Origin of the sequence: Candidatus Viridilinea mediisalina, assembly GCF_002532535.1 — a bacterium.
Taxonomy (GTDB): domain Bacteria; phylum Chloroflexota; class Chloroflexia; order Chloroflexales; family Chloroflexaceae; genus Viridilinea; species Viridilinea mediisalina.
Genome location: NZ_NQWI01000012.1, coordinates 24,472 through 38,154 on the forward strand (window position 1 = coordinate 24,472; position 13,683 = coordinate 38,154).

Below are 13,683 nucleotides of genomic sequence, written 5' to 3' on the forward strand. Positions count from 1 at the left end.
GATCTTCGTACCGCCGTCAACCACCCGGCTCACACCAACCCGGGCTCGCTGTGGTGAAGCGTGCGGCACTACTGTCCCCGTCATCGCCATTAGGCTAGAGTATAGCAAGAGCTTGGGGGGGCGTCAAGCAGCGGCGTCCACCCGGTCATTTGGGGGCGTTCGGTCGCTATGCGCAATCTGTGCTATACTCATAGTCAATGTTGCATAGATTTGCTAAGATTTGCTGCGAGGCTCTGTACCATGACCGTCCAGACCGGGATCGTGATGCTCAACCTGGGCGGGCCGAATAACCTTGATGAGGTTGGCCCGTTTCTGCTCCGCCTCTTTGCCGACCGTGAGATCATTCAGTTGCCGGCCCAACGCTGGCTTGGCCCTTTGATTGCCCGCCGACGCACACCGAAGGTGCAGGAAAATTACCGTGCGATTGGAGGGAGTTCCCCGCTGCTGCACTGGACGACGCTCCAGGCTGAGGGGATGGTGCGTTGGCTCGATCAGCGTTCCCCCGCAACGGCCCCCCACCGCGCCTATGTGGCCTTCCGCTATGCTTCGCCCTTCAGTGCTGATGCACTGCGCCAGATGCAGGCCGACGGCGTGCGCCGTGCGGTCGCCTTTACCCAGTATCCGCAGTTTTCTTGTGCCACTACCGGATCGAGCCTCAATGAACTCTGGCGGGCCGTGCGCCAGAGCGGGCTGGAAGATGCCTTTACGTGGAGTGTACTCGACCGCTGGCCTACCCATCCCGGCTTCATTGAAGCGATGGCCCAGAGTGTCGAATATGCCTTGCAGCAGATTCCCGCTGCCGAGCGCGAGCAGACCCTGCTGCTCTTTAGTGCCCACGCCCTGCCGCTCAAGCTGATCAATCGGGGCGATCCCTATCCCCACGAGATAGCCGCCAGTATGCACGCTGTTGTGCAGCGTCTGGGCACGCGCAACCCATTTCTGCTCTGCTACCAGTCGGATGTCGGCCCGGTTCGTTGGCTCGGCCCCAGCATCGAGCAGGCTATTCCCCGCATCGCGGCCCAAGGCCAGCGTAGTGTGGTGGTCGTTCCTATTGCCTTCACCAGCGACCACATCGAGACGCTGGGCGAGATTGACCTTGAGTATGCTGAGTTGGCCCACAAGGTTGGCATACGTCACTTCGTGCGCGCCCCCGCGCTCAATGACGCCCCCACATTCCAACAGGCTCTCGCACAGATTGTCTGCGACCACCTGCAACGCGAAGAGCCATACTCAACCCAGTATCGCCTGCGCTGCCCTGGGTGTACCAATCCACAATGCCGCAGCATCGTGAATCCGGTGGCCGCCAAGGTCGCGCCGTCTGTGGGCTTGTGAGCAAATAGCTCTTCTGGAAAGGTTTCAGAAAAGCAAAAGGCCGTTTTACCGTCTTGCAAGGATGCGCGAGGCGAAGAGGCGAAGAGGCGAAGAGGCGAAGAGGCGAAGAGGCGAAGAGGCGAAGAGGCGAAGAGGCGAAGACTTCGCCTCCTCGAATCCTCGCGCCCGCGCATCCGCGCGCCCGCGCACCCTCGCATCCTCGCATCCTCGCATCCTCGCATCCTCGCACCCTCGCACCCTCGCCTCCTCGCGCCCTCGCACCCTCGCCTCCTCGCACCCTCGCACCCTCGCATCCTCGCATCCTCGCATCCTCGCATCCTCGCGCATCCTCGCATCCTCGCATCCTCGCATCCTCGCATCCTCGCATCCTCGCATCCTCGCATCCTCGCATCCTCGCATCCTCGCATCCTCGTGTCCACACGTTATCCACAACAAAGCCTACGGTTATCCACAGCAATACTAACCTTTACACTACCCCTGAACCCATGCCCATATGCTATAATGACGGCAGCACGCCATGCTACCGTCATGTGGTTACATTATGTCTAAAAAAGGCATTATGTTGCCCTAAATTGACAATGCGCCTGTGGAAAACATTCGTTTTTGGCGCAGTTAGTCGCGTTTTTTCGTTTTTGTAGTGTAAAGACTTTTGCCCATGAAAGACTTCGTACACCTGCACGTCCACTCCGAGTATAGCCTACTCGATGGGTACGCCTCAACCAAGGCAATTGCCGCCCGCGCTGCCGAGTTGGGCATGGATAGCATCGCTCTGACCGACCATGGGGTGATGTATGGGGCGATGGAGTTCTATGATGCGGCAAAGAAGGCGGGGATTCGCCCGATTATTGGCGTCGAAGCCTATATGGCCCCCGCTGGGCGCGGTGATGCGATGAGCAAGGGGGCTAAGAACTATTACCACCTGCTGCTCTTGGCGAAGAATGAGGTGGGCTACCGCAATCTTGTGCGCATGACTACCCGCGCCCACCTTGATGGCATGGGCAAGGGTATCTTTGCGCGCCCCCGCATTGACCGTGAGTTGCTCGAGCAGCACCACGAGGGTCTGATTGTAACATCTTCCTGCATTGCTGGTGAGGTTATTCAGGCGCTCACTGCCCAACAGCGCAAGCAGGCCATCGAGACGGCGGCCTACTACCGCGATCTGCTTGGCCCCGATAACTATTTCCTTGAACTGCAACTCCACGATAATACCCCAGAGCTTGAGGGTCTGAACGATGAGTTGATGCGAATCGGTAGTGAGTTGGGCCTGCCGATGGTAGTGACGAATGATACCCACTTTGTGCGCGCCGAAGATGTCAAGACCCAGCATATGGTTATGGCGATGGGCATGAACCTGACCTACCAGGAGTTCTGTGGGAAGAATTATGCCATGGACGAGAGCTACCACATCATGTCGGGTGAGCAGATGTGGGAGAAGTTTAAGCGCTATGGTACGGCACCACTTGAGAATACCCGCCGCATCGCTGATATGTGTCAGCTTACGCTTGAATTTGGGCGTGTGCAGCTTCCCGCTTTTGAAATTCCTGAAGGCCACGATGCCTCAAGCTACCTGCGCCTCGTTTGTGAAGAGGGCTTGATGCGGCGCATGCAGGGCCATCCCCCGCCCCACTACATGGCGCGCCTCGCTGATGAGCTTGATGTGATTAATGCGACCGGCTTTCCTGACTATATGCTCATTGTCTGGGATTATGTAAAGTTTGCGCGCTCGCGGGGTATTCCTTGTCTGCCCCGTGGCTCGGCGGGAGCTTCGCTGGTACTCTATGCCCTTGAGATTACCGACGTGGACCCTGTGGCGAATAAGTTGCTCTTTGAGCGCTTCCTTTCGCGTGAGCGCCTTGAGATGCCTGATATTGATACCGATTTTGCTGATACCCGCCGCCACGAGATTTTGGACTATATTGCTGAGAAGTATGGCCGCGAAAATGTCGCCCAAATTATTACCTATGGCACACTCGGGGCCAAGGCTGCTCTGCGTGATATGGGCCGCGTGATGGGTATTGAGTTGTCTGAAGTTGATCGGGTGGCCAAGCTGATTCCCGCGCAGCCCGTTGGTACGACGATTAGCCAGGCGCTTGAGCGTGTGCCTGAGTTGCGCCAAATCTATGAGACCCAGCCGCAATTCAGGGAGTTGCTGGAGAATGCCCAGCGCGTCGAAGGACGTATGCGTTCGGTCGGTACCCACGCTTGTGGCCTTGTTGTGAGCCGTAGTCCGCTCGATGCGATTGTACCGCTGCAACGTACTACCAAAGACGAACACGCGGTCATGGCTGCCTACGAAGGCCCCACCCTCGCCAAGATGGGCCTGCTCAAAATGGACATCCTGGGCCTCACCAATCTCTCGGTGGTGGCCGAGGCGCTCAAGTATATCGAGCAGACCACTGGCACATCCATGTGGCTTGATCAGATTCCCACCGAAGATCCCAAGGTCTTTGCCAGCCTGAGCCGTGGCGAGACGCGCAATGTCTTCCAGTTGGAGTCGGCGGGCATGACGCGCTACCTTATGCAGCTCAAGCCCACCCGCGTCGAAGACCTCTATGCGATGGTTGCGCTCTATCGCCCTGGGCCACTAGAGCAAATTCCTCTCTATATTGCCAATAAAAATAATCCCAGCCAGATCAAATATCTGCACCCGATCCTCAAGCCGATCCTTGAAGATACCTATGGGGTGATTGTCTACCAGGAGCAGATTATGCAGTTGCTCCAGACGGTAGCCGATTATACGCTCGGCCAAGCCTATGTGGTGATCAAGGCGATCAGCAAGAAGAGTAAGGCGCTGATGGCCGAGAATGAGGCAATTTTCAAAGAGGGTTGCAGCAAGAAGGGCATTAGCCGTGAGGTGGCCGATGCGCTCTGGGAACTGATTCTGCCCTTTGCGGGCTACTCCTTCAACCGGCCCCACGCGACGCTCTACGGGCTACTGAGCTACCAGACCAGTTGGCTCAAGGTGAACTACCCGGTTGAGTATATGGCCGCCGTGCTCACGGGTGCGGGTGGCTCGATTGAGGATATTGCCAAGGGCGCACTTGAGGCGCGACGGTTGGGTGTGGCCGTCTTGGGGCCCGATGTCAACTGTTCGCAGCTTGGCTTTGAACTGGAGCCGCTGCCCGAAGACCGGCCCGCTGGGGTCAAGTTTGGGCGCGGGATTCGTTTTGGGCTGGCCGCGATCAAGAATGTGGGCGAAGGGCCAGTGCAGGAGTTGATCAAAGAGCGCACAGCCAATGGCCCCTTCCAAAGCCTCGAAGATCTCTGTGCCCGTGTGGATCGCCATGCCATCAACAAGCGTGTTGTCGAGAGCCTGATTAAAGCCGGGGCGCTCGATAATCTGCCCGGCACCCGGCGCCAAAAATTGGCCATTCTCGATCAAGCCCTGAGTGCAGGGGCCGAGGCCCAGAAGGCGCGTGAGATTGGCCAGAGTAGCCTCTTTGATATGTTTGGGGAAAGTAGTGGCAATGCGGCCACCAGTGCCGCTCGTCTGCCTATGCCGGTGATCCACGAGAGCCCCGCCGACCAGAAGGAGCAACTGCTCTGGGAGAAGGAGTTGCTGGGGCTCAATCTGGCCGATGATCCGGTGGCCAAAGCGCTCGAAGGCGTTGATCTGAGCGGCATCACCAGTCTGAGCGACATCTCCGATGAGCATATTGGCGAGACGCTGCATTTTGTGGGGGTACTCAACGGTGTGCGGCAGATTGCGACCAAGAAGGGCGACAAGATGGTGGTGGCCAACCTTGAAGATCAGACCGGCACGATTGAGTTGGTGATCTTCCCCAAGTTGGTAGCCAAGAGCGGTGATCTGCTCCAAAACGATGTTGCCGTCCGGCTCAAGGCCAAAGTAGAGAACCGCCGCGATACGACGCAGTTGGTGGTTGATGCGCTTGAAGCGGTGGTTGCAGGTACCCTGCCGCCCCCGGCGGCGGTGGCGAGCGAGATGGACCTTGAAGAGATGGGTGAGCAGCTTGAGGCAACGGCTCTCCCAGCCGCCCAACCCGAGCCTGAAGTGGCAGCAGCAACGACAGCCCCAAGCCCTGCCGCAGCGCCCATCAGGATGCCCCGCGCCAAAGCGCAGGTCAAAGTGGGCAACGGCAAGAGCGAAACGCCTGCGCCAGCAGCCTCAAGCCCTCCCAGCACCTACAGCAATGGAGGCTACCAAGCGAGCGAACCTGCTCCCTTCAGTGGGCGTGTGCTGCGCCTCTACCTACCGCGCACCGAAGACTACGAAGCCGATATTCAGCGCATGCAGGAGGTCTACAACATCCTGCGTAGCAGCGACGGCCCCGATCGGGTGACGCTCTACCTGCCCAACGGCGTAGGCACGGTGGTGCTGCAATCGCAGTATACCGTCAGCGTCTCGGCAGGGCTGCTTGCAGGCTTAGAGCAACTTCTGGGCACTGGGCGGGTGATCGCGGAGTAGAGAAGAGAGGTGAGGGCACAGAGGCGAGGGAGAGAGGTGAGGGCACAGAGCGATTGAACCACAGAGGCACAGAGGACACAGAGGTTTTGATGCAGGCGTACCAACCATGGTGCTTGCTTTACCACACACATCTCTGTGTTCTCTGTGTCTCTGTGGTGAAAAAACTCTGCGTCTCTGGTGCTTGCTTTACCACACACATCTCTGTGTTCTCTGTGTCTCTGTGGTGAAAAAACTCTGCGTCTCTTCAAAAACGCGCTATCTGAAAGCCCCCATCAACGCAGCACTACATCCAACCACTCCTCGATCCAACGCTCACGGTTCTGCTCAATCTCCTCAGGGCTGAGGATGGTGGGCTGGGCTGGGACTTCGGCAAAACGGGTGAAAACATCGGGTAGTGGTGTGGTTGGGTTGGCTGGATAGACAAACATCTGGAGCGGGATGTCAGCTTGGAAGGTCGGCCCAAGCATGAAATCCACAAAGCGCTGCGCCAACTCCTCGTTCTGGGTGCCGCGCAAAATGCCGACAAATTCGATCTGGCGGAATACCCCCCCAGGGATAATCAGGTTGCCGGTGGGCGGTTCATCAAGCGCTTCGTCGCTAAAAAAGACCTCAGCCGCCGGGCTGGTCGAGTAGCTCACCACCAATGGGTAGGGGCCTTCGCCACTACTGCCACTGAACTGCGTGTAGTAGGCTTCCGACCAACCTTGGCTTACGGCAACTTCGTTCTTACGCAACGCGCGCCAGAAATCTTGCCAACTGTATTCCCCATCTTCGCCAAAATAGGCAATCGTGGCCAGCAAGAAGGCTAACCCAGGCGATGAGGTTGCCGGATTCTGCACCACCAACTGCCCGCGCCACTCGTTCAGCATCAAATCCTCTAAGCTCGTGGGCGGCGTGCGCCCACGAGCCTCGAGCGCAGCACGGTCATAGTTGATCAGTACATAGCCAAAATCTACCGGCAACAGGCGCTGCTCTGGATCGAGTTGCAACTCGGCAGGAATCTCCGCAAGGGCCGGGGCCGCATAGGGCACAAAGATGTCCGCCTCCAGCGCCCGGCTAAGAAACGTATTATCTATCCCAAAAAAGACATCAGCCAGCGGCGCATCACGACTCAAGATCGCCTGATTGAGCGCACTGCCCGTATCGCCCATCCTCAGAAACTCCACCCGCGCCCCCGTCTCCGCCTCAAAGGTGGCCAACACCTCCTGGCTCAGACTAAAACTGTCGTGGCTCATCACCACCAGACGATCAGCCTGGGCCGGTGGGCTTGGCGCATCTACCTCAGCGCCAGGCGCCTGGGCCGGTGGACTCGGCGGTGCCGCTGTGGGGCTACCGCAGGCCACGAGTAAAAGTGTGATCAGTAAGAATATGCTGATCCGATGCATGTTGATACCTCCTTGAACATTCTGTTTTTAGCGAAGAGGCGAAGAGGCGAAGAGGCGAAGAGGCGAGAGCTTCGCGTCCTCGCATCCTCGCATCCTCGCGTCCTCGCGCCCTCGCGTCCTCGCAAACGGAAAAGAGCCTACGAACCTTCCGTCAGCGTCCTAAAATCTTCGCTACCAACTCGCGCTCGGCGGCACCAATGCCCCCCACCAGCCACAAGGCTGCTGCGTAGGCCAGCGGGGCCGTAAGCGCCGCAACAACGCTGCCCGGCCATGCGCCGATAAGCTGTTGGAGACTGAGCATCAAGCCCCCCATGACCAGCGCCGCTAGGGCTGGACGCAGGCTGAGGGCTGCCACCCTGGGGGCTAAGCCTTCCCGTTGTAACAGCGGGCGAAACACAAGGTAGAGGACGAATTCTGAAAGAATGGTAATGCCTGCTGCGGCATACAAGCCCCAATCGGCCCGCCCTAAAACGACCGAGGCGAACGGGATGGCGATGAAGTTGGCTCCTAGATTGAAGCCCGCCCCAATCAGAAAGGCCCGCGTAATCGCCCGCTGCTGGTTGAGCGCGATCAGTGCATATTGTAGCAGACCATTGGCGAATGAGATCGGCAGGAACCAGGCCAGAATGGCCAGTGCCCAGACCGCATGCGGGTAATCGCCAAACTGCGAGCGGGTGAAGAAATGGACGAGATCATAGGCCAAGATCGAAATGCCCATAGCCAAGGGGAACGCCAGGATCAACAAGAGCTGCAACGTGCGCTGCTGCGCCAGTGCAAACGCCCCCCGCTCACCCCCGGCGCGCCGCGAAAGCAACGGAAAGACCGCAAAGGTCACGGCGGGCGGAATGATCATCGCAATCCCCAGGATGGTGTAGGTCAAGTTGTACTGCCCCACCAACCCCTCAGCCGCATCGCCACTAAAGGCGCGCACAATAAAGACATCGAAACGAAAAAAGACCGCACTCAACAGATTGTTGAGCATCAACGGCAACGCAACCGGAATGGTCGCCCGCATCGCCGCCGCATCCCAGGCCAACGTCGGCGCAAAGAAGTCGCGCCGCTGCAAAAAGAAGAAGATCGTCGCCGTAATGCTACTCACCGCCACTGCCGACCAAGCAAGGCCCAAGATCGTTGGGGCCACCACAATCACCACAATGCGCGCCAAAAAGCTGAGGGCCGCCGTGACCAACTCCAGCATGGCGGGCACCTCCATGCGCTCATTCGCGGTATAGAGCGCCGTCACCGCCCCGGCATAGGCCCCTGGCACGAGGGTGAGCATCAGCACCAGAATGGCCGCCGCGCCCTCGCCGGAAAGCGGCTGACCCACCAGTGCAAAACTGGCCAGCACCAACAGCGCAATCGGCAGCGCCCCAGCCACAATCAGCACCAAGCGCAGCGCCAGCGTAACCCCAAAGAGACGCCGCGCCGCCGTCGGATCGCGGGCCACTTCGCGGGTCAACAGAATACCCAAGCCAAACTCGGTAAAAATAGCCAAATATTGGCTCACCAAGAGCGCAGCAAAGGTATAATCGCCAAACCGGGCCACATTGAGCGTCCCAGCAAGCAAAAAGAAGACCACCATATCCAGGCCACGCACCACCAAGCGCAGCCCAAAGGTCACCGCACTATTCTTAAAGACCCGCCGCGCCACATTGCTGGGATCGTCGCGGTAGAAGCGCCGCCAAAGCAGCGCCACCAATCCCGTCAGCACCAAGACCCCAATTAGGCCAAGCGTGAGCCAAATGAGCATACTAGATTGTAAGGATAAGGGAAGGATAAGGGAAGGATACAAAAACGAGCAAATAGAAAATAGATTTGCGGCCTCAGGATGCGCTGCATGCCTCCTAAATACCAATTACTCTTGAACATGCCGCATCATCAAGCACGCAAAAGCCCATTGGAACGCCATGTTCGGCAATCTGCAATCTACAATCTACAATCGAAAACGGTATAATACACCAAGATTACATCACTCGCCAATGCGTCACGAAGCTTGGGATTTACTCCCTTTTTGGGAGCATGTTATACTCAAATCATATGGAAATCCATGAGGTCGCCTGCCAACCCAAGGCTTTTGTTAGCGCGAAGAAGCCTTGGGCCGCGACGTTGGCTGAGCCTGTCGAAGCCAACGTCGCGGTGGCTTCGACAAGCTCAGCCACCGCGACGCCCCCCTACGAGCCCAGGACTTCTTCGTGCTAACAGGCTTTTGTTAGCGCGAAAAAGCTCTGGGCCGTGACGTTGGCTGAGCCTGTCGAAGCCAACGTCGCGGTGGCTTCGACAGGCTCAGCCAACGCGACGCATCCCTACGAGCCCAAGGCTTTTTCGCGCTAACAACAATTTCTGCTTCCCTAACCGCAGTTTTTGTGCGTTTCTTTGCGCTCTTTTGCGGCAATGAACACATGTTCTGTCTGTCCTTAAACCTCGCTTGCGCAGGATGGGCGATCTCCGCCGGGTAGGGCGTAGCAGCGGCCCATACATCCCCTCCGGCGCGGTGATCGTTGGGGGGGCCGCTGCTACGCCCCTACGGAACACACCAAGATCACATCACTCCCCAATGCGGACGGTGGCGGTCATGTTCCAGCGGAGCCGCTCGTCCCAACTGGTTGGCTTGATCACAACGGTGTAGACGATGTCGCCTTGGCGGTTTTGGCCCAAGGGCTTGATTTGGCTGACGGTGCCGGGTAAGGTGAAGTCGGGTAGGGCGTCAAAGCCAATCGTTACCGCGTCGCCTTCGCGTACCTGCACGATGCTCAGTTCGCTGAGGTCTTCGGTCTCGATCTGCCAACTGCTTAGGTCGGCAATGATGAGTGCGGCCTGGCTCTGGTTGGGTACTTCGCCAACCTTGAGGTTGAGTTGTGCGACGACGCCGTTCATGGGGGCCAGCAGGGTGGCCCGTTCGAGGTTCAGTTCGGCTTGGCGGAGCCCCACTTCGGCCCCGCGTACCCGCGCTGCCGCCGAGGCGAGTTGGGCATCACTGGGGGCGGCTTGGATCTCGGCGAGACGCGCTTGGGCTGCGGCAACCCCCGCTTGGGCTGCGGCGACGTTGCCTTCACGCTGGCCACTCGTAAGGCTCGCAATCCGCGCTTGGGCTGAGGCGACCTGCGCCCGCGCTGCGGCAATCGCATCGGCATCGGTCGGGCTGAGCAGTCGGTCGTAACGGGCCTGCGCGTCGCGTACCTGCGCCTCCGCTGCTGCAATCCCGCTCTGTTCGGCCCGCTGCGCCTGCTCAAGCGCCAATTGCGCCTGGGCCATGGCCGTCTCTGCGTCATGCACGTTCCGCAGCGCCGAAGCCTCGGCATCAAGACGCGCCTGGGGCAGATCGTCACTCGAAGCCCGATCCAGTTCGATATTCTCCCAATAGATGCGGCTGTAGTTGTCTTGGACATTACGCAGCGCATTGGCCGCCGTCGTAAGGCGCAACTCGGCATCCACCTTCGCCCGCGACAGATTATCGCGCTGGCTGGTCAAATTGGCCTGCGCCTGGTCAATGGTAGCCTGCGCGGAAGCCAACTCGGTCTCCTTGGGGCCAGCCTGGAGTTGGGCCAAACGGGCACGGGCGCTCTCCAATTCGGCTTGGGCCGCCGCCAGATCGGCGCCCGTCACACTCGCCTGGGTCGAGCGCACATTGCCCTGCGCCCGCGCAATTTCGGCCTGCGCTGCGGCAACCTGCTCTGGGGTTGCGCCTTCGAGCAAGCGATCATAATCGGCCTGGGCCTGCTCCAACGAAACCTGAGCCTGATCGATGCGTAAGGCCAACTCGCGGGTATCGAGGCGCGCCAAAGGCTCGCCCGCTTCGACCATCGTACCCTCCGCTACAAACAACTCAGCCACCGTACCAGGCTGCTCAAAATTGAGACTCACACTGCTCGCTGGTACCACCTTGCCCTCAGCAATCACCGCCGCTGGTGCCTGCACCGGCGGAATCTCCGTCGGCTCTGTGGCTACAGCAGCACTGCCCGTCGTTGCATCCGCCGCCGCATCGGGTTGACCACACGCGCCCATGAAGAGCAGCGTACTAGCCAAAAGTATGGTGAAGAAGATCTTGCGCCGCATGGATGTACTCCTCTTACATATGACCAATATGTCATGTTTGTTCTGTAGCTGAGGGGGCAGGTGCGGGAACCCGGTTCCCGCATGCCTCCTCACTACTCATACGCCAACACATCTCGAACAGTGACCCGCGATGCGTTCCACGCGGGCAGGAAGCTGGCGAACGTGGCCAGGAAGAGGATAATAGCGAGCCAAAGTAGCACTCCGGGGATGGAGAAGACAAAGGTGAAAGAACCGTCACCCTGGAAGATCGCCTCGATCCCCTGGTGCATCAGGTAGCTGACGGGGATGGCGAGAATAGCGCCCACCAGCCAACTAATCATGCCGATCAGTAACCCTTCCACAATCACAATCCGTTGAATAGCCCAGTTGCTCGCGCCGATGGCACGCATCACCCCGATCTCGCGGGTGCGCTCAAGCACATTGATGCTCATGGTACCCATCAGCCCTAGACCACCCACCGCAGCCAAGAGCATCGCCATCATCAAGAGGAAGTAGATGACCATATCCACCCCCAACTGGTTCTGCTCCCGAAAGTGGGTCAGTGTGCGCGCAAAGGCGACCTCAAATCCCTGGCTGCGTAGCAGCGCCTCAGCTTCGGTCGCTACCCGCTGCTGCACCAGCGGATCGCGCACACTCGTCACAATCCGAATCTCACGCGCCTGCCCAGTGTCGCCCATCTGGCGGCTGAAGGTGGGCAGGTTCACGTAGAGTGCAGCCATGGGGAAGGGCTTGCGCGCCAGCCCCACCACTTGCAGATCCAACTCGCGCCCGTTCAGTTTGATGCGAACCGTATCACCCACCTGCACCTCGGGGTGATCTATAATATAATCGCTGGAAAGCACGACGGCACCATGGTCATCGGGGTGCAGCCAACGCCCCTCGTTGATCACCACATTGAGCATCGTCGTCTCGGCAGGCCCCGCGTGAAGCTGGTAGGTCTTGGTACTCTCCTGGCCATCCGCATCAATCAGCCGGGTGCCATAGGTGTTCCAATATTCCACCGCAACCACATCGGGCAGATTGGCCACATGATCGAGCATAGTGGTGCGGTAAGGGCGCGCCATAAAGATAAAGACATCGTTATCAATCTGTTCAAAGACCTCAGAGATGGTGGTATGCAAGCTTGCCCGTTCGCTCATCACGGCCATAAAGATCAGCCCAGCGAGCGTCAAGGTACTCAGGGTAATCATGAGCCGCACTTTGCGCCGGAAGGTATTGCGGAGCGAAAGCAGCATCGGGCGCGAGAGGAACTGAATCCGTTCGAGCATGCGGTCAATGATGCTGCGCCCAAAGCGCCCCTTGCCCAACCCAGGCCCACCAACCGCCTCGCGCACACTCACGCGAGTCCCGCTGATCACCGGCACCAACGCGGCCAGCAAGGGAATGATCAGCCCCGCCGCGATCTGCTGGGTCAAGACCGTAGGCGCCGGCACGACGGTCGCAATATTGAAGTTGAAGAGCGCCACAAAGAAGGCGGCCAAACCCCATGCGCCGAGTGCGCCCAACGGGATGGCAATGACGAGCGAGAGCAGCCCAAAGACCAGCACCGTCACCAGATAGAGCTGGGCGATGTCACGACTACGGGCCCCAATCGATTTCATCACCCCAATCTGGCGCATCTGCTGCGTGAGCAGCGCACCAATCGTGTTAATCACGAGGAACCCACTGAGCAGCAGGGCAAAGAGGCCAATGATGGTGAGCAGCAGCGTAAAGGCTTGCACAAAATCATCGGCGGGGTAGACGCCCGGCTTGTTGATGAAGGTGCCGCCACTGATGCGCCCACTGCGTTCAATCTGTGCTTCCACTTCGCTCGCAATTGAGCGAATATGTGCCTCATCGTAGTGGTGTTCAGCCACAAGAATATCGATCGCCGTGTAGTTGGCGGGTGCGCCCAACATCAACCCGGTGCGGTCGTTGATATACCCATAGCCAATATTGGACAATGCGGTGGGGAAGCCGCTACCCAGATTGTAGACCGTACCACCAATGGTGAGTTCGTGGCGCTTGCCGTTCCGCAACTCCACGAGCAGCGTATCGCCCTCAGCGACACCAAGGAAGGGCAGGGCAGCGCGTTCCAGCACGATTGAGCGGCGGGCGGGGGGCCACTCGCCACTCAGCGGCGTCGGCACATACATCCGAAGATCTTCAGGTCGTGTAATCACCTGCAACTGCAGATCTTTCCACTCACCCGAAGCACTCTGCGCCCGCAGACTAACACTGCGCGTCGCCTGGGCATCGGCCACACCCGGCATACGCCGCACAACCTGCACCAACGCATCATCAATATCATTCGCCACAATCGAGGCACTCGCCGGATTGACCGCGTTCCAATCGCCATTGAGGTCGCGCATCAGGATCGCCCGTGCGCCCGAGACCATACCAATCGCGAAGACACCAATGGCAATCGAGAGCACCACCAGGATCGTGCGCGTCTTATTGCTCACCAGATCGCCAACAACTTTACGCCAACGCGGTGCAAGCATGAGC

At 58.9% G+C, this 13,683-nt stretch carries 6 protein-coding genes and 1 other annotated feature (1 of these 7 only partly in view); of the genes, 2 read left to right on the top strand and 4 right to left on the bottom strand.

Annotated features, from left to right (window positions below):
• Positions 1-93, bottom strand: a binding site (T-box leader); it reaches 173 nt to the left of the window's first position.
• Positions 94-240: 147 nt separating this feature from the next.
• Positions 241-1,332 carry a ferrochelatase gene (gene hemH / locus CJ255_RS04305; RefSeq protein WP_217352400.1) on the top strand — a complete coding sequence of 364 codons (1,092 nt, stop codon included), beginning with the start codon at positions 241-243 and terminating at the stop codon, positions 1,330-1,332.
• Between the two features lie 655 nt (positions 1,333-1,987).
• Positions 1,988-5,758: a DNA polymerase III subunit alpha gene (dnaE, locus tag CJ255_RS04315; protein WP_097642863.1), complete on the top strand. Its 3,771-nt coding sequence runs from the start codon at positions 1,988-1,990 to the stop codon at positions 5,756-5,758.
• A 272-nt stretch (positions 5,759-6,030) separates the two neighbouring features.
• Here the strand turns inward: dnaE and CJ255_RS04320 are convergent, their stop codons facing one another.
• The 4 genes from CJ255_RS04320 to CJ255_RS04335 all read right to left on the bottom strand — a co-directional run bounded on the left by CJ255_RS04320 (position 6,031) and on the right by CJ255_RS04335 (position 13,679).
• On the bottom strand, positions 6,031-7,143 hold the full coding sequence (locus CJ255_RS04320) for a thiamine ABC transporter substrate-binding protein (RefSeq protein ID WP_097642864.1): 1,113 nt from the start codon (positions 7,141-7,143) through the stop codon (positions 6,031-6,033).
• Between the two features lie 151 nt (positions 7,144-7,294).
• Positions 7,295-8,893, bottom strand: coding sequence for a flippase (locus CJ255_RS04325; RefSeq protein WP_097642865.1), 1,599 nt, complete (start codon positions 8,891-8,893; stop codon positions 7,295-7,297).
• 794 nt (positions 8,894-9,687) lie between these two features.
• Entirely contained in the window at positions 9,688-11,196 is a 1,509-nt protein-coding gene (locus CJ255_RS04330) for an HlyD family efflux transporter periplasmic adaptor subunit (RefSeq protein ID WP_097642866.1), read from the bottom strand.
• A gap of 92 nt (positions 11,197-11,288) precedes the next feature.
• The gene (locus CJ255_RS04335) at positions 11,289-13,679 is read right to left on the bottom strand and encodes an FtsX-like permease family protein (protein ID WP_097642867.1); all 2,391 of its coding nucleotides are present in this window, start codon (positions 13,677-13,679) and stop codon (positions 11,289-11,291) included.
• Between the last annotated feature and the right edge of the window lie 4 nt (positions 13,680-13,683).